This is a genomic window from Pseudoalteromonas sp. XMcav1-K (assembly GCF_044005875.1).
GTDB classification, from domain to species: domain Bacteria; phylum Pseudomonadota; class Gammaproteobacteria; order Enterobacterales; family Alteromonadaceae; genus Pseudoalteromonas; species Pseudoalteromonas spongiae.
Genome location: NZ_JBIPJE010000036.1, coordinates 42,800 through 62,549 on the forward strand (window position 1 = coordinate 42,800; position 19,750 = coordinate 62,549).

Below are 19,750 nucleotides of genomic sequence, written 5' to 3' on the forward strand. Positions count from 1 at the left end.
TGAAGGGTAATTTAATTACCCTTTTTTCTGCTTGACTTCATTCCCATTCCAAACGAATCTATAACTTCTTAAACGAATACTTACATTGAAAATAAATGACACTCTTTAACTCGCATCTAGTATGGAATACATGGCAGGCCAACACGGTCAATGCCCTGCTACGTCGTACTTAACGCGGTTAAATGATTTAACCGCAGGTAAAAGCGGTTAGTCACTCCCTCTCACTTCTTTTATCTGCCAAATTTAGGAACGCTATTATGCCTGTTAAGGTATCGTATTTTTTTGTCGTGCTAATTTGGTCAACCACGCCGCTTGGCATTGTATGGAGCAGTGATTCTATTCCGCCAACCATGTCGGTATTTTTGCGCATGTTAATCGCCCTAGTGCTTGGCGCATTTGTAATGGCGATTGCGAATATTCGCTTACCTTGGCATGGCAGAGCGATAAAGTTATACGCCTATTCAGCGCTTGGCATTTATGGCGGCATGATGCTCAGTTACTTTGCAGCGCAGTCCGTGCCTTCTGGCGTTATTTCACTGGTTTTTGGCCTTGCACCAATTTTATCGGGCTTGCTAGCACAGCGTATTTTAAATGAAGCCAAATTTAGCAAAGTAAAAGTGATTGCCTTAATGCTCTCGGTGTGCGGTTTAGCGCTAGTGTGTAAAGATCAACTCGCTGGCGGTTCGGTGTTTGATGTGGGTCTTTTGTGTGTACTCGCTGCGGTGTGTTTCTTTAGCTTAAGCGGTGTGATGGTTAAAACCGTAAAGCTGGCTATTCATCCAATGGCAACCACCTTTGGCGCACTCATTATTGCAACGCCTCTATTTTTTATCACTTGGTTACTGGTGGATGGTACCTTTGCGCCGAGCGGTTGGAGTCATCGAGCCATCGCCTCAATTTTATATTTAGGTGTATTTGGTTCGCTACTTGGCTTTTTGGCGTATTTTCATGTGTTACAAAAGTTAGAAGCCAGCACGGTTGCCTTGATCACACTGATTACACCAGGGTTTGCCATTGCATTGGGTACACTGTTAAACAATGAACCTCTGTCACCCTCACTAATTATTGGCGCGGTGATTATTGTCACTGGTCTTGGTTTATTTCAATTTGGCGATAAACTACTTAAAAGCAAAAAAAGAAGTGCATTGCGATATGACTAATACTTTATATATCACTGGAGCAGGTGTAAGTAGTGCCAGTGGTATACCGACCTTTCGTGGCGAAGACGGTTTTTGGACCATTGGCAGCAATAATTACACGCCACAAGAGATGGCAACCCGTGCCATGTATCAACATAATCCGGCGGAGTTTTTGGCTTGGTATTACACGCGTTTTGTAACTTACCGCAACCACGGCCCCAACAAGGCACACTATTGGCTAGCCGACAAAAACCTCATTACACAAAATATAGATGGCCTTGATGGCAAAGCGGGCAATCAACATTACATTTCAATTCATGGCCGTATTGATCACGTTACGCTTTATCATGAACAAGGGCCGGTTGTTGAACGTTTTAACGCGCCATGGCAGGACGTTGACGAGCAAAACCTTAAAACATCATTGCTCGATATTTTTAAGATTTCAAAACACGGGCCAGAGCTCAATGTGTCACTAAAACCTTATGTTTTACTGTTTGATGAATTTTATACCGATTTGTACCAAATCACTGAGGCGCAAAACCGCATGTATAACGCCGATAAAATGGTATTCATCGGCACATCGTTTAGTGTCAACATTACACAAATGGCGCTCGAAGTGGCACGTCAAAATGCTATTCCAATTGAGATAGTTGACCCCAATCCGGCTCATGTATTACACAGCGATGTCACTTACCACCAAATGACGGCGCTAGAATACATTGAAAAAATAGGCTAGCGGTTTCGCGCTACTGCGCTCTTCACCAATTCAAATGGCACGGTATCGTATACCGCATACCCTGCCATTTTTGACGCTTTTACTTTTGTGAACACAGGTTGTGTTAAGCCTGTTAAAAATCGCGCGGCTAGCGTATCGCTTAATTCAAACCCTTGCCCATTTAATGCAATATCTAATGGTGTTAAATAACCATTGATTTGATTTTCTATGAGCTGTTTTTGCGTATCAATATATTGCAACTTAGCAACTTGCCCACGGCACACACTGCAATGACCACACTGCTGTGGCGCACCTTGATCATCAAAATAGCGCGCCAAATTGTAACTTAAACACGTGTCTAGCTGAAAATAGCGCAACATGGTGTTGATACGCGCCACTTCGCTTTTTTCATTACTCGCAAAATAATCTGTTAGCTGACTAAGCAGCTCATTATTATCTAATAAGCTAGAATTAACGGCATAAACATCTACAAGCTGTTTGCTTTCAAGCTCAATATCGCCCTGCTCGTGTAAATACTCAAGTGCCGACAATACTCGCGAACGGTCAAGCCCAGATTGCATGGCAAACTCACTAACATCGATACTGCCCCACTTTTTCTTAAAGTCAGTTGCATCAAATAACTGGTTTAAAAATGCTTGTCGCTCGGGATTAAATTTAGCTAAGACGCTTGCTTTATCCGATTTGAAAAAATAGCGATACTCAGCAAAATAACTGTACTTGCCGGTTAATAAACCTAACAGCTCACATTGTACGAGTACCGTTTTTAACGTTAACTGGCGAATGTTTGTTGTCTGTGACAGTGAATAAATTTGGCACTGCCATAAATTATCTTGGCTTTGCTCGCGTATGTCGTTAAAAAACCGCTGCAAACTCGTTGCTTCAGGCGTATCACCGTAGACAAAGTTTTCAAGCGTAGTTACATCATCGAGATTACCCAATACAAAGCAATTAGATGGGTTGCCATCACGCCCCGCTCGGCCAATTTCTTGCGAATAGTTTTCGATTGATTTCGGTAAATCATAATGCACCACAAAGCGAATATCGCTTTTATCAATACCCATGCCAAAGGCGATGGTTGCAACAACCACTTGATTGTCGCTTTGCATAAATTGATTTTGAATCATTTGACGTTGCTCAGCGCCAAGACCAGCATGATACGCGACTGCATTAATTCCCTGATCAGCAAGTATGGTTGCGACAGATTCTGCAGTTTGCTGCAACGTCACATACACAATGCCACAACCCTGTTGTGACTTTACAACATCAACTAGTTGCTGTGTTTTTTGCCCCGCAACCGCTGGGATCACCGATAAATCGAGATTATGACGATAAAAACCCGTTTGCACTATATGCTGTTGCTGGATTTGAAATTTAGCCGCCATATCCTGTTTAACTTTTTTTGTTGCGGTCGCCGTTAACAGTAATACCAGCGGAATATTCAGCTCTTCACGGTACTGCGGCAATTTTAGATAATCAGGCCTAAAGTTGTGACCCCATTCCGAAATACAGTGGGCTTCATCAACCACCAGCATAGAAATCGCAACCGAGTTAATAAACTGCCTAAACCGTTCGTTTTTAAAGCGCTCTACCGACACCATAAGAATTTTTATTTCGCCTTGCCTTACACGATTAACCACATCAAAGTAACTATCTTTATCAAGGCTCGAATCTAAACTCGCGGCTGCAATGCCTTTGCTATTAAGAAAATCCACCTGATCTTTCATCAGTGCGAGCAAGGGTGACACCACTAAGGTTAAATGCGGTAACAACAGCGCGGTAAGTTGGTAACACAAAGACTTACCTGAGCCGGTAGGAAATACAGCAAGGCTTGAATGGCCTGCTAAAAGCTGCGAAATGGTTTGTCCTTGTCCTTCACGAAAAACATCAAAGTTAAAATGGTGTTTTAGCGCTTGCTGTAACTGTGTTTGATTCATTTGGGCTCACTGAAAAATAATAATAGGCTGGCAACTACAAGTTTATCGCAAAATCATGTTGCGAAAGGTAAAACTTTACTACAATCGCGCTCTTTGAGCTAATACAAGCAATTTACAATGACCTATTCAGAGATAGAACAACAAACCATTGCCATCGTTGATAAGCAACTTGATGCCTACAATAACCGCGATATTGATGCGTTTGCTGCAACCTACCACGATGACGTAGAAATTCATGCATTTCCTGGCGGATTGCAGTATCAGGGCAAAGACGAATTAATCAAACGGTATGGTGCTAAGTTTGCGTCGCTAGTGTATTTAAATGCTACATCGTTAAACCGTATTGTAAATGACAATTTTCTGGTCGATAAAGAGCGTGCCTGTAGCGCATCACAAGACCCAAATATTATTGATACCGATGTCGTGGTGATTGCGAGCTACCAAATTGAAGACGGTTTAATTAAACGCGTATCCTTTATGCGTGACTAAAACCTTTAAAAACTAACAAAAGGGTCAACTGTGAAACGACTATTTATGGTGTGTTTAGGCGGTAAAGTAAGCGGCTGCAATATCGAAATGCATGATATTCGTTTTGTCGTAGGTGAAACCATAGAGCAAACGTTTAATGCGCTGAAACAGCAATGGTGTGGCGATAAAGCCAAGGTGCATATGGACAGTTACTGTGAAATAAAACACATTGACGGCTTTGAAATTTCGCTCTCAGAGCACCCAGAGCCAAGTCAACACACCCTGTTTTTTGTTAATTTAGGTGCGTATTACCCTGATCACATTATGGAGCAACACAGTTTTGAATTAATCGTGGCGCAATCACCCGAACAAGCAAAACAAATCGCGCTTTCGCGTGTGCCGAACAATTTATCGAAACCACATAAAGACCGTTTAATGGCGGTGGATGATTTATTATCTGTGAACTTAATTGATGGTTTTTATATCAAATTAAGCTATTCAGGCAAGCGCCAAGCAATCAAACCAGATTGGTTTGGTTATCACCCACTATAACTACGACTATTTTCGTAAAATTCAACTACTATTGCATTTAGGGCAAAAATTAACAAATCTAAATCACACTTTTGATCTCATGGTTTTGTATTAATTTCATAAAAACCAGACAAATGTCCTGTCATGAAAATTCTAAGCTATTGAAATATAGCTATTAACATCCATTTACATAGCTAACCCAGGTGGCAGACAAGCAATCACCTTGCTTATAACCATTTACTATTAACTTATAGCTTTTTAGTAATTTATTAGTTTTTGTTTCACATTAAATTAACAATAGATCCTCATTTGGGTCCAAAATGGCAACATCACAATAATTCTAGGGAATACTATGAATAATAATAAATTATTAAAAAAGAGCTTATTAGCCACGCTAGTACCGCTCGCAATCAGCGCTAACGCAAATACATTAAGCGAACCTTCACAACTTGCTGAAGTACAAGCTAAATTAGTGGGTCAAGCTCAGCTTTCGACACAATTCATTATTAAATACAAAACGCAAACCGCTGCAGAATTTGCACATACTGCAGATACGCAATCTTTTGCACCGCGCGCTTCAGCACAATCGTTTGTATCAAACTTCAAATCGAAGCTTAAAAAGCAATCTCGCTACGTACGACCTATGGCTATGCAAGGCCTTCACGTAGTTAAAGTAGACGGCAAGCTATCTGCACAAGAAACACAGCAATATATGCAAGACATGATTGCATCTGGTGATATTGAATACATTGAAATCGACCAAATGTTACAACCATTTGCTACGCCTAATGATCCGCAATATTCAGATCAGTGGCACTACTATGAAGCAAACGGTGGCCTTAACTTACCGAGCGCATGGGATAAAGCAACAGGTGCTGGCGTAACTGTTGCGGTACTTGATACAGGTTACCGTCCACACGCAGATTTAAATGCAAACCTATTACCTGGTTACGATATGATTTCAAATACTTTCGTAGCAAACGATGGCGGCGGTCGTGATAACGATGCACGCGATCCAGGTGATGCAACTACAACGGGTGAATGTGGTACAGATAGCTCAGGTCAACCAGTACCACGCTCAGATCAAAGTTCAAGCTGGCACGGTACTCACGTAGCAGGTACGGTTGCAGCAGTGGCGAATAACGGCGAAGGTGTTGCAGGTGTAGCATACGACGCGAAAGTTGTGCCAGTGCGTGTACTTGGTAAATGTGGTGGTTTAACGTCAGATATCGCTGACGGTATTATTTGGGCATCTGGTGGCTCAGTTTCTGGCACCACAGCGAATGCTAACCCTGCATCTGTTATTAATATGAGCTTAGGTGGTTCAGGTGCGTGTAGCGCGACCACACAAGCAGCAATTAACACTGCCCGTGCAAATGGCGCAGTAGTTGTAATTGCAGCAGGTAACGATAACGATAACTCTGCAAACTACAACCCAGGTAACTGTTCAGGCGTTGTAAACGTCGCTTCAGTTGGCCGTAACGGTGGCCGTGCATACTATTCAAACTATGGTGCAAATATTGATGTTGCAGCACCAGGTGGCGCACAGAGCTTTGCAAACGATCCTGAAGGCGTTCTTTCAACTTACAACTCAGGTTCAACAGGCCCAGGTAGCGACAGTTATGCATACTCGCAAGGTACATCAATGGCAGCGCCACATGTTGCCGGTGTTGCTGCGTTAATCAAACAAGCAAAACCATCTGCTACACCTGATGAAATTGAACAAATCCTAAAATCAACAACGCGTTCATTCCCTGCTACATGTAACAACTGTGGTACCGGTATTGTTGATGCACTTGCTGCTGTAAATGCGGCGTCTGGCGACACTACTACACCACCAACAGGCGATAACGTGTTAGAAGATAAGGTTGCTAAAACTGGTCTTTCTGGCGCTAAAAACGCACAGTCGTTCTTCACCATGGAAGTACCATCTGGCGCAACTAACGTAACTTTCACGTTAGCAGGTGGCTCGGGTGATGCAGACCTTTATGTGCGTGCTGGCAGCAAGCCAACGACCTCAAGCTATGAGTGCCGTTCATGGAACTCAGGTAACGGTGAAACTTGTTCTATTGATAACCCAACAGCAGGTACTTATCACGTAATGCTAAATGCATACGAAGCCTTCTCTGGTGCGTCACTAACAGGCAATATCACATCATCAACAACAGGAGGCACGAATGGTGGCGGCGGTTCAGTTGATAACGTATCAGCAAGTCGTGGCGCTTGGAGCCGTTACACAATTGACGTACCAGCAGGTATGTCAACGTTCACAGTAACGCTTTCAGGTGGTACAGGTGATGCAGATCTTTATATTCGCAACGGTAGCCAGCCAAGCACGTCATCATACGACTGTCGTTCATGGAACGATGGCAACACAGAAACCTGTACTATTAACAACCCAGGTGCAGGTACATGGCACATTGGCGCATATGGATACAGAGCATACTCTGGCGTAACCGTAGACGCACAATACAGACCTTAGAAAACTCTCTGAAGACAACAAAAGGCCGCACATGCGGCCTTTTTTATTAAGTGTAGAACTAGATTTTTAAAAACGACTTCATACGATTTTTTAATGTATAAAGCCATCGTAAATTTACGCTTCGCATCCCTTAACTGAATGAGCTTAAGGGTCTGCTAATTTGCTAAAAATAAGTTCGCAATAAACGTAACTAATTAGAATCTGTGGTTGATTTAAGCAGATGAAAGTGCTTAAACGTATGTATCCATCTGCTTCTTAGCCCGAACCAAATATGCTAATAAGATTCACGGCAAACGAGCCTAATTAAACATCTGATACATTGCTATTGTGGCATATCAAAAAGTGATTATTGTTCAGAATACACCCTACTTTATATTAATTTTGTTATACCAACCCAGTGCTTTAACTTACGATATACCGTTTCCTTCTCAATCGGTTTTGTCATGTAGTCATCCATACCAGCTGCCAAACATTTCTGCTCATCACCTTGCATTGCATTAGCAGTCATCGCAATTATGGGAATGTTTGCTGCACTTTTCCCTGCCTCGCCCGATTTAATCTTAGATGTGGTCTCATAACCGTCCATTTCTGGCATTTGGCAGTCCATAATAATTGCCGCATAGTCGCTTGGTTTATCCATCGCTTTAAGTGCTGCTAACGCATCGTGACCGTTTGAGGCAACATCGGCAGTGACTCCTAAGTTTTTCAAAACACTCAACGCGACCATCTGATTTACTGGATTATCTTCAACTAACAATACATGTACGTCATTAAAAATTGTGGTGTCTGTATCATTTAAACTAGTCGGCTGCTCACTTGCATCATCAGTGTGTTCAGATGATTTTTGCAACGTACTTTTAATTACTTTAATCAGGCCTTTTGGTGTTACGGGTTTTGCTAAAATCGCGCTAATATTACCCGCTTCACACGTATCATTATCGAATTGTTTATTAATTGGCGCCATTATAACTAGCTGTGTTTTATTAGTTTGCGTTAAGCGCGTTAATTGCTGTTGTAATAAGTCATTTTCATACAACTTTGCATCCATTAATACCAAGTCGATAGTTGCTAAATCACTACTTAAATGTGCCATTACCTGCTCAGCAGAATTGGCAACGATTGCGTTTGCTGACTCGCCCTCTAAAAGCTGTTTTATCACTTGGCAATTAGTGTCATTAGCGTCAGCAATCAACATCGTTAAAAACGCAAATAGTGGGCCATCGTTTACCTTTGTTGGCTGCGCGATGTTTTTCACTAAACAGGTGACATTAAAACAACTGCCCTCGCCTAATTTGCTGGTAACCGTTACATCCCCTTGCAGTAGATTACACAGTTTTCGTGTAATACTTAGGCCAAGCCCAGTGCCGCCGTATTTTCGTGTGGTCGATGCATCACCTTGACTAAATGCATCAAATAGCGAGGTTACTTTATCTTTGGCAATGCCGATGCCGGTATCTTGAATTTCGCAGTTTAACTGGCTGAACCCTATTTTTTCAGAGTCACAAAGCTCTGCACGGATCACAATTTGACCCGACTCGGTAAACTTAACAGCATTACTTAAAATATTGGTGAGTATTTGACGAATTCGCCCAGGATCGGAATTCACATGACTGACCGAAATGGCATTGATATCTAAAATAACCTCAACATCTTTTAACTGTGCATCAAGGGCCACAGATTCTGCGAGTTTTTCAAGTAAGTTACGTAGATCAAAATCAATGTATTCAAGTTCAATGCGATCTGCTTCTATTTTTGAAAAATCCAGAATATCGTTAATCAGCGTCAGTAACGACTTTGCACTTGAACTGGCAATGCTCACGCGGTGTGCTTGTTCATCCGAAAGCCTGCTGTCTTTTAACAGTTGCAGCATACCAATCACGCCATTCATTGGTGTGCGGATTTCATGACTCATATTGGCTAAAAATTCAGACTTTAACTTAGTTGCGGTTTCTGCTTTTTGTAAGGCAAGTTTGAGTTCTTTGGCTTGTTGCTCAAGCGACGCCGTTTTTTCAGCAACTTGCTCTTCTAATGCCACTACAAATTGCTTTTGTCGAGTTATCTCGCTTTGTTGTAAGCGAGTGCGCAGATATATCATTAAAAAAATCAATGCCCCGGCAAATAAAGTGTAAAGCGTATAAGCCCACCAGCTTTTAAAAGGCGAAGGCGCCACATTTAAATCGATTGAAAGCAGTTCATTACTCCATTTGCCTGCACTGTTAGTTGCTTTAACTTGCAAGGTGTAGCTGCCGCCATCCAGATTAGTAAATGACGCAATATTATTGTTACCTAACTCTATCCAGTTGTTATCGTACCCCTCAAGGCGATAGGCATACTGATTTTTGCTAGGCGCAGTAAAATCTAACACCGAAAACTCAAATGAAATAAAGTAATCTTGATACGACAGGTCGATTTCTTTCACATAAGCATACGGTTTATCGAGCTTTTTCTGCTCGCCCATTTTGCTAAACCCAGTCAGTACCACATTAGGTGATTTAACTTCGTTTTCTTCAAGATCAGTATTAAAGTATTCAACCCCACGTTGGCTACTCGTAAATAAGGTGTTGTTGGCAGCCACAACTAAACTATTTGCGTAATAATTTGCGCCTAAAATCCCTTCACTGCCATCATAGTTAACAACTTCATCGGTACTTGGGTTTAAGGTAGAAATACCCTTGTTAGTGGTGAGCCATAAGTTGCCGTTTTGATCATCTACCACAGCGCGAATTAACGATGTAGCGAGGCCATTTAACACGCTGTAATGCTTAAAGGTTTGGCTATTGGGTTGATATAAGTTGAGACCTTTTTGCGTTGCTATCCAAATCGCACCATTTTTGGCTTGGTAAATATCTTGTACGATACTACCCAATAAGGTTTGCTCATCGGCTTCATCCATTTTGTAAACGCGAAAACGCTGTTTATCAGCCAACCACAGGTTTACGCCATTGCCGGTGCCAACCCACATGTTGTTGTCGTTATCGCGCATTATTTTTAGCACTTCAGGGTGCGATAAGCCGTTGTTTTCGTCTAAATGTGTAAAGGTTTTATGCGTTGTGTTGTATACGTATACACCATTTTTGTATGTACCAATCCATAAGTTGCCTTGTTCATCGAGCGCTAACGCCCGTAACTCTCTAAATTCTTGGTAATTTTCAGCGGTTTTAGGGTAGCGGATGATTTCAATTTGCCCAGTTGCCAAATTGTATTTAGCAAGCCCTTGATCTTGTGCAACCCAAAGTAAATTGGTGCCTTGTTTTAATATAATGGGTTTTTCTACAGCGCCACTATTCGCCAAACCGTTTTCTTTAGTGAAAAGCGGGCCCGAAATAGGTTCTAAGCTTTTCGCCCGTACTTGCCATTTAAACAAGGCGGAAGAGGAAGCAGCAATAAGCACATCGCCGTTTTCATCAACTGTTATGCCATTTGGCGCACTTAGTTGCGAGCTATTAATCGATTTAAATTTACGCTGTGGTGTCAGTTTAAAAATGCCGTGCACTTCATTTGTGATCCAAATAACACCAAAAGAATCCTCAAAAATAATGCGAAAACCATTGTTGTAACCTAAATCTAGCCGTTCAATTTGCTCAATGTCGTTGGCATAGCGATAAATGCCCGTTGCTGTAACAAACCAAACAAATCCGTCTTGGTCTTCAATCATCGAATTTACTTGACCAAGTGCTTGCTGATCTACATTTAAAATAGCGGTGAAGCTACCGCTATTTGGCTCAAACAAAAACGGACCTTGTTGCGTGGCGACATAAAATGTTCCGCTTTTGGTAATTAACATACTTCTAATTTCGTTGGCCCCAGTTGGGGTTTTATTATTTGGGTTTGGAAAGAAGTGCTTAAACTGCCGAGTGTTTTTGTTAAATAGATTTAAGCCATAGCTGGTCGCTACCCACAGAAAATTATCGTCTTTGTCTGCAATATCCCAAATACGGTTGTGAGATAAGCTTGGCTCTGAGTCACCGGTTTTTGTAATGTGTTCAAATTGACCATTGCCAAGATATTTATTTAGTCCACCATCGTAGCTGCCAAGCCAAATAATGCCCGTTTGGTCATGTAATAATGATTGAATGCGATTAGAAGATACCGAGCTTTCTTGCGATGCACTGTGTAGGAAGTTTTCAAATCGTCCAATTTTAGGGTCGTAAAGATTAGCGCCGCCGCCCCACGTGCCAATCCAAATCCTGCCGTCGTTATCAAGCATTAAATTGCCCGCGTCATTATGTGATAAGCCGTTTTCATTCATTTTATTAAATTCAAACAATACAACCTTGCGACCATCAAATCGCATCACCCCATTTTCAGCGGTACCAAACCATAAAAACCCTTGATTATCTTGAACAATTGAATAAATTTCGGAAGAAACAAAACCATCTTCAGTGCCCAGTTTTTTAATCGCATACTCGTTGATCAGCGACGACGATTGCCCATTAGCCAACGCATTACTCGCAGTAAATGCAAATAATGTCATTGCAAGCCAGATTACAAATAACGATATTTTTGGGGTCATGTCACTTTCAAAAGACTTTTAGTTATTAACACAATAATAGACGTTAAATATTAAGACCTGTTGATTTTTGACGAGATTTTCATGAACAATTAACTTTTATTCAGAAAAGGTAACCCCTGCTCTTTTATATTGATTGGGCATTGCGATTGCACAAAGAGCTGCACTATTACCAATACAGCAAAGTACAAGTACAAAAAAAGGCAGCGGAAGCTGCCTTTTGAACTAGAATGAAAACTTATTTCGCCCACACATCGGCAACGCCCGGCTCTTCGCCTTTAGTCCACCATTTTGCTGTGTAAGTGTTGTTATTGTGGGTCACCTTGTCACCTGTGTTGTAAACAAGGTCAGCACGCCATGCGCGAACTTGGCCATCGTTTGGAATAACTTCTTCCCACGGGCCGCCAAGATCTGGACGGTCGCCTTGTGTCCACCACTTCGCTTTGTACTCAACACCATTGTAAAGCACAGTATCGCCACCTGTGTAAATTGCATCGGCATTCCACGTTGTGCTGCCACCGCCATCTACATTAGTTACTGTTACTGTGAAGCTTTCTGTTACAGCATCAGTACCGTCTGATACCGTTACTGATACGCTCAAGTTTGTATCTGCTGCAACTTCGCCTGCTGTAAGCGTCACACTTGCGCCGCTGCCAGAAAGTGTTAAGCCCGCAGGTACATTCCAGCTATAGCTTAGTGTATCGCCATCAGCATCTGATGCAGTTACGCTGACAGAAGCTGATTTACCTTCTTCCACACTAACATTAGCAATTGGTGATACTACTGGCGGTTCGTTAATCACTACCGAATCTGATACCACGCGAATAATCGCCGATTTAGTTACAGTGTCTGTGCCGTCTGATACAGCAACGGTTACTGTGTAATCAGTATCTTGCGTTACCGTTGGCGCAGTAATTGATACCGTATCTGTGGTTACACCTGAAAGCGTTAACGCTGCATCGCCTGTCCAGCTGTATGTTAATGGGTCGTTATCGCGATCACTGGCAGTTGCTGAAAGTACAACACTTTCACCTGATTTAACCGTAGTTACACCCGGTACTGATACCACAGGTTTAGTGTTACCACCTACAACGCCTAGGCCTTCGTGCATTGCATTTAAAATATCGCCGTTGTCTGCATCAATTTCCCATGCAAATAGACCGGCAAGGCCTAAGTTGCGAACATACTGACCCTTCGCTTTTACTGAGCGCGGGCTATCGTATGTGATTAATTTGCCGTTTGATTTATTCCAAACATAGGCACCTTCAGCCACTTCATCATAGCCAACCTCAAAACCGTTAATACCAGTTTCTGCCGCGCCAATCATATGGGCTTTAATGCCTTTGTAATCAATTACGCCTGCTTCCCACACACCTTGCGCAGTAGTGCCGGTAAGTTTACCGTTACCCGGTGCTGTCATTGGGTTTACGCCGTCTGTTGTATTTGCAGGGTATACACCTTCCCAACCACGACCATACATCGCCGTACCTAATACAATTTTCGCCGGATCTAAACCTTGTTGTAGCAACAATTGAATACCGTTATTTGTGGTGTACGCAGGGCCTTTACGCGGCTCGCCTTTATCATCAAGACCAGTACCATTACACTCATCTGTGCTCATATGGCTACCACAGTAAAGCGCTGTTTGGTGACCGGTAACATTGTTCCAACCGCCGTAGAAGTCATAGGTCATGGCGAAGATGTAATCCATATATTGCGCTGCTTGCGGATAGTTTACGTCTTCAATTTTGTCATAACCCATGCCAATAGCAGAGGTAAGTTGGTACGGTTTACCAATTTCCGCTTCTAATTCATCTAGCATAGCGCGTAGTTCACGCATTAGATCAATATAAGCTTGACCGTCTTTTGCTGGGTCACCAAGATTTGGATTTGGACCGCCGCCACCTGGGAATTCCCAGTCAATATCGACACCATCGTAGAATTTCCAAGTTTTTAAGAAGTCTTTCATCGACGCCACAAATACATCGCGATTCGCTTTTTCAGTAAAGCCATGGAATGGGTCTGACAGTGTCCAACCACCTACCGATGGTAAGATTTTTAAATCAGGGTAACGCTGCTTAAGCGCCATTAACTGCGAGTAAGTACCACGAATTGGGTCTTTTGCATCTACGCCCGGCAGTGACTTTTGAATCGCTGCCCACGGGTCGTGAATCACTACTTCATAATCTTGTGAGTCGCCACACGCTTTTTGTAATGCGCGCCAGCTGTTACCGTTTTCAATTTCTTTCAATGACTCGTTCGCGCCACAAATTGGAATAAAACCGTACAAGATATGCGTTAAGTTTTGGCCCGGCACTTTTGTTACATCAAAGTCACGGCCATAAATGCCCCACTCAACAAAATAAGCACCTACAACGGTGTCTGGCGAGGTGCCGTAGTTACCGTTATTTGGATCTACATTCATTGGTAATGGATCAAGGTGACCACCGTCTGTATCAGCGATTACAATTGGTTTTGGCGCACTTGCCGCACATACTGTGCCTTGGCAAAGCTCAACCGTTAACTGATGACGGCCCGATTGCGTGTATGGAAAGGTAATTGTGCCCGACTTAGTGCCAGCAGCAAGCGTACCTTCGTTTACTACTACACCGTCAAATTTTACTTTGTAGCTATCGCCACCTTCACCGCTCCACGCATTCCATTTGATAGCAATATCAACCACATCTTTACGTGTAACTAATGACTTATACGAACCTTGACCGTCAATATTTACATCAACAAATGAATATTTTTGGTCTTCCCAACTTAAGCTAGGTGCAGAAGGCGCTGCAATTACATGCCCAGAGCAAAGTGCAACTGCCACTGCTAGAGATAATTTTTTAATCATAATGTTTCTCTTTAAATTTTAAAAACCCGCAACGTCGCAAACCAAGCCGCCGTTGCGGCAAGGGGTAACTAAAGTAGCTAAAGCAAACTTATTGCTCGCTTTAGCCGATTAAATTAAAGGGTTTGCCACACTGAGGCAGTACCAGGCTCTTCTCCTTTGGTCCACCAGCGTGCTTGGTATTTTTGCGAGTTATGGCTAACAATATCGCCCGCCGAATACGCTTTTGAGCTTAACCACGCATCGTCAGTTGACTGTGAAAGCGATTGCCACGCATCGCTGCTATTTGGTTTTTCGCCTTGCACCCACCATTTGGCTTTATAAACCGTACCTAAGTAGCTAACTTTATCGCCGGCGTTGTAAGCTTTGCTGGCATTCCACGCAGGTACATCAGGGTTCGTTGCGGTATCGTTAACCGTTACCGTAAAGCTTGTTGGTGTGCTTAACTTGCCATCAGATACTGACACCTGAATCGTGAAGTTAGCGTTCGCTGAAACCTCAGGTGCATTAAGAGTAAGGTTTGGTCCGTCTACACTGTAGGTGAACTCATTAGGCACAGTGAATTGGTAACTAAGCGGGTCGTTTTCATCATCGAAAGCATGCACGTGCACCAATGTTTGTGAACCTTCATCCATTACCACATCTGCCACAGGGTTAACATTCGGTGCGGTATTTTCTGATGCAGCAATCACCGACAGCGCAAAACTGTGATCACTAGAAGTTGCATATACCTGATTTGACGCCAAATTAGCCTCGTCAAACACGATATCGCCACTGGCGTTTTTAACACCAATTTGCAATTCAGATGCGTAATCTAAATTAAGCTTAGCTGCAAGTTCACTTTGCCAAGTTGCTTGATTACTAGCGTTTACCGCGAACAACTGATTAACCACTTCAAGACCCGTTGCGTCAAACAAACGCACTTGAACTGTGTCGCCAGCATTTGCGTTTTGACCTTGACGTACAAAATAACCGAGCGGGAACCAGTCAACCGGTGTGACTGTGTCGCGCTCAATAATAATATCGCTACAGTTATAAAAGCCTTCACCCACCACATCAACGCGCTGCCAGCGGCTATAAAGCACCGCTTCACCGGCGCGCTCTGCAGGAATGGCTACGCTCATTTCATAGTAACGCTTACCATCTAGGTCTTTTACAAACTCAATATTGTCGTGGCTTTGAATAAGCTCAATATTTTTCCAAGTCAGTGTATCGGTTGCAGGGTTAAAACCCGGCTTGGTTAAATAAAACTGCCAAAAGCTTGGGTTGTGCGGTGTGGTTGCGCGATAACGCACTTGAATTTCACCATTAGCGTTTGGCGTAACCACAGTTTTTTGCCAATGCGCTGACGGTAAATTCATACCGCGCTTTTCGTGACTACCCGCAGCGCACAAAGTACCGTCGGGCACATTTGCTTCAACCGCAGCTTGATTTAAGTAATCGGGCGTATTAACTGCAAACTCATGTTCTTGAATAAACTGCACATGGCCCGATTCTAAAAATGCGGCGCGACATGCCAAGTTTGGAATATTGCTGCCGTCTTCTGGCCACCAATACCCGCCTTGCGCTTGGCAAAATGCTTGTCGTGATTTAGGACTATCCATGTAACCATGTGCGCTGGCATTAAACGGCACTGCAATACATGCTAATAGCACTGAACCAGAGAGCACACTGATGTTAAATTTGGTATTCATAATCTTCTCCAAACAGTGAGGCGCACGGCCTCACATAGGTTGCGTTATAAAGTACACACACTATCCCAATCGGCAGATGTGCCAGGCTCAGTTGATGTCCACCACTTCGCTTTGTAAACCGCAGTAGATGCGCCATCAACCATTAAGTCACCGCCTGCAGCGTGTGACGGGTTGCCTGCCCAATCTGTTTGTGGAAAGTTTGGATAAACTGGAATATCAGCTACTGCAACACCTTCACATGTGTCGGTGTTGCCGCCGCCATCATTGCCACCACCGTTACCGGCTGTTGCATCTGGTAGATGTGGGTATTCAAATTTAGCGGCGTATTGCTTACCGTCTTTTTCAAATACAAGGTTTACTGGGCCAGTAATTGGCATGTAATACATTACTTGCGCATTAATGGTTTCGCCCGGCGCGAACGACTTAGCAGCGCCGCCCCACTCGTTAACAAAGGTAATTGAGAAACGGTGGAACTCGTTTTCAAAGCCACCAATGTTGTTACCCGCTGCGTTTGAACGATTTACGTCAACTGCCATGCCGAGTTTTTCTTGCGCATTCCAGTTTGATTTGAAAATTGCTGACGTAGCCACTGGTACATCAAACGATACTTTTGCACCGCTCAAATCAATGTTTGAGTTGTTAGTAAAGCTAAAGGTTGGCGCAATTGGGTAGTTGTCGTCACCAATTGGGAAGTCTTTCACTTCAAAGCTTACGTCTACAGCTTCTGCTGGTACTTGGTGTGTTTTTTCACCTTTGTTGATGTCGTACTTAGAACCCGCTTGTGCAAACTTATTGTAAGCAAGCGAGGTCATAGTAGAACCCATAAAGTACTCTTTCTTCGCGCTGTCGTAGTCAAAGTCGCCTGCCAGCTCCCAGAACATAATACCGCCAAGGCCTTTGTTGATTACGTAATCAAGCTTAGTGCCCATTGATTCTTCATCTTCAATCGACAAGAACACGTTTTTATCAGCATTCCAAAGCCAAGGCGCTACTGCCACAGAATCATAATGACGAGTGTAAGTGCCCACTAGCTTATCAGTTGGATCATTAGCTGGATCTAAGCCGTAAGCTGCAAGGTAACTTGGTAAAATGCCGTTTTGTAGGTTTTTAACATGCCATAATGGGTTACTACCTGCTGGCATTTCATTACCGTTTTCGTCAAGGTCATGCCACATGTTGTCGATACCAACTGCGCCGTTACCACATTTGTTTTTCTCACCTACACCAGTACCTTTGGCACAATCAGCTTGGTTAGGTAACGCAGCACGCCCCCACAAACCGTTTTCGCCACCCGATACATCTTTAAAGCCACGGGTATAGTAAGGCACACCAATGTTAATGCGGCCTGCACTTAAACCACCGCGGAAATACGTCACTGCCCAGTCGGTATTTAAATAGCCAACGCCTTCAAACTCTTTGGTGCCATACACATTCCACTGCGCAAGCTCTGAGTCTAGCCCTGTATCGTAAAGCGCTGCGTTGTGACCAACGTGATCGTTCCAAGCACCGTGCAAGTCGTAAGACATAATGTTTACGTAATCTAGGTACTTAGTTGTTTGGAAGGTTTCCATACCGCGTAATAAGTAACCTGATGATGGCGATGCGATGGTAAGCATGTAGTGTTTACCAGCTAATTCACCCGCTTTATCAAGCTCTTCACGTAGGGTTTTCATTAACACTTGGTAAGAGGCATTTAGCCCTGCTCGGCGTGCATTTGAAATTGGGAAATCATCAGGGTGACCCGAATCATTCATTGATGATGGGTATTCGTAATCAATATCAACCCCATCGAAACCGTACGTTTCAATAAACTCAACCGCACTTTTTGCAAACGCATTAATGCCCGCAGTGTTTACTGAGCCATCAGCATTGGTTGTCATAGTGTAGAAACCACCGCTTGCAACACGGTTACCGTTTGCGTCAAAGTAACCACCCGTTTCTGCCCAACCACCTACAGAGATCAGTGTTTTAACGTCTGGATGGAGTTTTTTATATTTATTCAGTAAGTTGAAATGACCTTTGTACGGCAGTGTTGGGTCCATTTCAGCACCTGCTACACCTGGCCATTCCATATTGGTAGCAGGGTTACCCGCCGCACTTGGATCGCCAATTGAAACCTTGTTATTGGCATCAACATGGGCAAACGCGTAGTTAATATGGGTGATTTTATCCCAAGGAATATCATCTACTAGGTAAGACGGTTGGCCATTGGCACCGTTGCGCCAACTGGTGAAATAACCAATGACACGACGTGGGTGATCGGCACCCATATCTTCACGACCATCGGCATCGTAAATAGTACAATACGGCGTATTTACACCCGGTGTTTGGTACAAACCTTCCGGCTTACAGGCATCGCGGTCACCCGGTTGTGTAGTGCCATCAACAATACGGAAACCCAATGTTTGCGCATCAGATGTTGCGCCTTTATCGTCGGTTGCAACAAGACTAAATTGCGTATTACCTGCGCTTGTTGCGGTAAAATTAAAACTGCCTGTTGCTCCAGAAATTTGCGCTATAGACGCGCCATCTTGAAACAATTCAAGACTTGTTACTGTGCCATCTTGATCGCTACCGCTCAAATTTAAGACAACGCTGTCATTTAAGTTCAAGGTATTTGAACTCGCATTACTAGTAAGGCTTGCCGTTGGTGCATAATTATCTGGCACTACTTCAGCCACAGTAACACTATTTGCAGGGGATGTTGTTTCAGCACCTTTATCATCGGTAGCGCGTACCGAAATTTGATGCTGCCCTGTCACTGCAAGCCAAGTTGTTGAATATGGCGCAGAGCTTAATGTTGCAATCGCCAAACCATCAACCAGTACCTCTAGTTTCACAACGGTGCCGTCAGAATCTGATGCTTGCGCCTCAATGACAACGCTGTCACCTTCGGTAAAAGAACTACCGCTCATAGGTGATAAAACCTCTGCGATAGGTGATTCGTTTACTTGACCGTCACTACACGCACCTAAGTTTTTCCACTCTTGATATTGCCCTGAATGGGTTACCGGATCGGCTTGTGTCCACCACTTCGCCTCATAAGCAATATTGGCTTTTTGCACTTGCTGCCCGCCGGTGTAAGCCACACCTGATTGCCATTCGGCAATGTTTGTACAGTCCACTGCTGCATGGGCTGCCCACCCAGTTACAGCTAACGACAACACGCTCATTTTAAATAAACGCTTGCCTACTAATTTGTTACTCATACTTCCCCCTAATGGAATTTAGCTAACGTCTTTCGACTATTTATGACTAACACATGATTAACAATTAGTGAAATTGGAGCAATAACACTACTCCGAGAAAACAAAAACAAGATTAAACAAATTAAAACAACAGGTTAAATAAAAACAAACACCTTATTACTAGGAAAAATAAACTAGGACACAATCATTAGGAACCCCTATT

Annotated in this window: 10 protein-coding genes; 5 read left to right on the plus strand and 5 right to left on the minus strand. The window is 43.2% G+C overall.

Annotation, left to right across the window (positions count from 1 at the left end; genetic code table 11):
• The first annotated feature begins 257 nt into the window (after positions 1-257).
• Both ACHSBP_RS07340 and ACHSBP_RS07345 read left to right on the plus strand, forming a co-directional pair.
• Positions 258-1,160, plus strand: a complete 903-nt coding sequence (locus ACHSBP_RS07340) for a DMT family transporter (RefSeq protein WP_010559784.1) — start codon at positions 258-260, stop codon at positions 1,158-1,160.
• The gene (locus ACHSBP_RS07345; RefSeq protein ID WP_010559783.1) at positions 1,153-1,875 is read left to right on the plus strand and encodes a Sir2 family NAD-dependent protein deacetylase; all 723 of its coding nucleotides are present in this window, start codon (positions 1,153-1,155) and stop codon (positions 1,873-1,875) included. Before ACHSBP_RS07340 ends, ACHSBP_RS07345 begins: the two co-directional genes overlap by 8 nt.
• Here ACHSBP_RS07345 and ACHSBP_RS07350 read toward each other — a convergent pair.
• Entirely contained in the window at positions 1,872-3,809 is a 1,938-nt protein-coding gene (locus ACHSBP_RS07350; RefSeq protein ID WP_010559782.1) for an ATP-dependent DNA helicase RecQ, read from the minus strand. The two genes, ACHSBP_RS07345 and ACHSBP_RS07350, sit on opposite strands and share 4 nt — an antisense overlap.
• A gap of 117 nt (positions 3,810-3,926) precedes the next feature.
• Between ACHSBP_RS07350 and ACHSBP_RS07355 the strand changes: the two genes are divergently transcribed.
• The 3 genes from ACHSBP_RS07355 (at position 3,927) to ACHSBP_RS07365 (ending at position 7,290) form a co-directional block, all read left to right on the plus strand.
• The gene (locus tag ACHSBP_RS07355; protein ID WP_010559781.1) at positions 3,927-4,298 is read left to right on the plus strand and encodes a nuclear transport factor 2 family protein; all 372 of its coding nucleotides are present in this window, start codon (positions 3,927-3,929) and stop codon (positions 4,296-4,298) included.
• 45 nt (positions 4,299-4,343) lie between these two features.
• The gene (locus ACHSBP_RS07360; RefSeq protein ID WP_010559780.1) at positions 4,344-4,829 is read left to right on the plus strand and encodes a DUF1543 domain-containing protein; all 486 of its coding nucleotides are present in this window, start codon (positions 4,344-4,346) and stop codon (positions 4,827-4,829) included.
• A gap of 331 nt (positions 4,830-5,160) precedes the next feature.
• Positions 5,161-7,290: a S8 family peptidase gene (locus tag ACHSBP_RS07365; RefSeq protein WP_010559779.1), complete on the plus strand. Its 2,130-nt coding sequence runs from the start codon at positions 5,161-5,163 to the stop codon at positions 7,288-7,290.
• Positions 7,291-7,660: 370 nt separating this feature from the next.
• On the opposite strand, the gene ACHSBP_RS07370 is transcribed toward ACHSBP_RS07365, so the two are convergent.
• The 4 genes from ACHSBP_RS07370 to ACHSBP_RS07385 all read right to left on the minus strand — a co-directional run bounded on the left by ACHSBP_RS07370 (position 7,661) and on the right by ACHSBP_RS07385 (position 19,548).
• A complete protein-coding gene (locus ACHSBP_RS07370; RefSeq protein ID WP_010559778.1) occupies positions 7,661-11,803 on the minus strand; it encodes a hybrid sensor histidine kinase/response regulator in 4,143 nt (1,380 codons plus the stop codon).
• A gap of 235 nt (positions 11,804-12,038) precedes the next feature.
• Entirely contained in the window at positions 12,039-14,648 is a 2,610-nt protein-coding gene (locus ACHSBP_RS07375) for a glycosyl hydrolase family 18 protein (RefSeq protein WP_395388445.1), read from the minus strand.
• Between the two features lie 113 nt (positions 14,649-14,761).
• A complete protein-coding gene (locus tag ACHSBP_RS07380; protein WP_395388446.1) occupies positions 14,762-16,339 on the minus strand; it encodes a lytic polysaccharide monooxygenase in 1,578 nt (525 codons plus the stop codon).
• Positions 16,340-16,383: 44 nt separating this feature from the next.
• Entirely contained in the window at positions 16,384-19,548 is a 3,165-nt protein-coding gene (locus ACHSBP_RS07385) for a glycosyl hydrolase family 18 protein (protein WP_395388447.1), read from the minus strand.
• Positions 19,549-19,750: the final 202 nt, after the last annotated feature.

Excerpts from the sequence above, each read along its gene's own strand:
- ACHSBP_RS07355 (WP_010559781.1), top strand. The coding sequence starts at position 3,927 with ATGACCTATTCAGAGATAGAACAACAAACCATTGCCATCGTTGATAAG.
- ACHSBP_RS07380 (WP_395388446.1), bottom strand. The coding sequence starts at position 16,339 with ATGAATACCAAATTTAACATCAGTGTGCTCTCTGGTTCAGTGCTATTA.
- ACHSBP_RS07345 (WP_010559783.1), top strand. The coding sequence starts at position 1,153 with ATGACTAATACTTTATATATCACTGGAGCAGGTGTAAGTAGTGCCAGT.
- ACHSBP_RS07360 (WP_010559780.1), top strand. The coding sequence starts at position 4,344 with ATGGTGTGTTTAGGCGGTAAAGTAAGCGGCTGCAATATCGAAATGCAT.
- ACHSBP_RS07375 (WP_395388445.1), bottom strand. The coding sequence starts at position 14,648 with ATGATTAAAAAATTATCTCTAGCAGTGGCAGTTGCACTTTGCTCTGGG.
- ACHSBP_RS07340 (WP_010559784.1), top strand. The coding sequence starts at position 258 with ATGCCTGTTAAGGTATCGTATTTTTTTGTCGTGCTAATTTGGTCAACC.
- ACHSBP_RS07370 (WP_010559778.1), bottom strand. The coding sequence starts at position 11,803 with ATGACCCCAAAAATATCGTTATTTGTAATCTGGCTTGCAATGACATTA.
- ACHSBP_RS07385 (WP_395388447.1), bottom strand. The coding sequence starts at position 19,548 with ATGAGTAACAAATTAGTAGGCAAGCGTTTATTTAAAATGAGCGTGTTG.
- ACHSBP_RS07365 (WP_010559779.1), top strand. The coding sequence starts at position 5,161 with ATGAATAATAATAAATTATTAAAAAAGAGCTTATTAGCCACGCTAGTA.
- ACHSBP_RS07350 (WP_010559782.1), bottom strand. The coding sequence starts at position 3,809 with ATGAATCAAACACAGTTACAGCAAGCGCTAAAACACCATTTTAACTTT.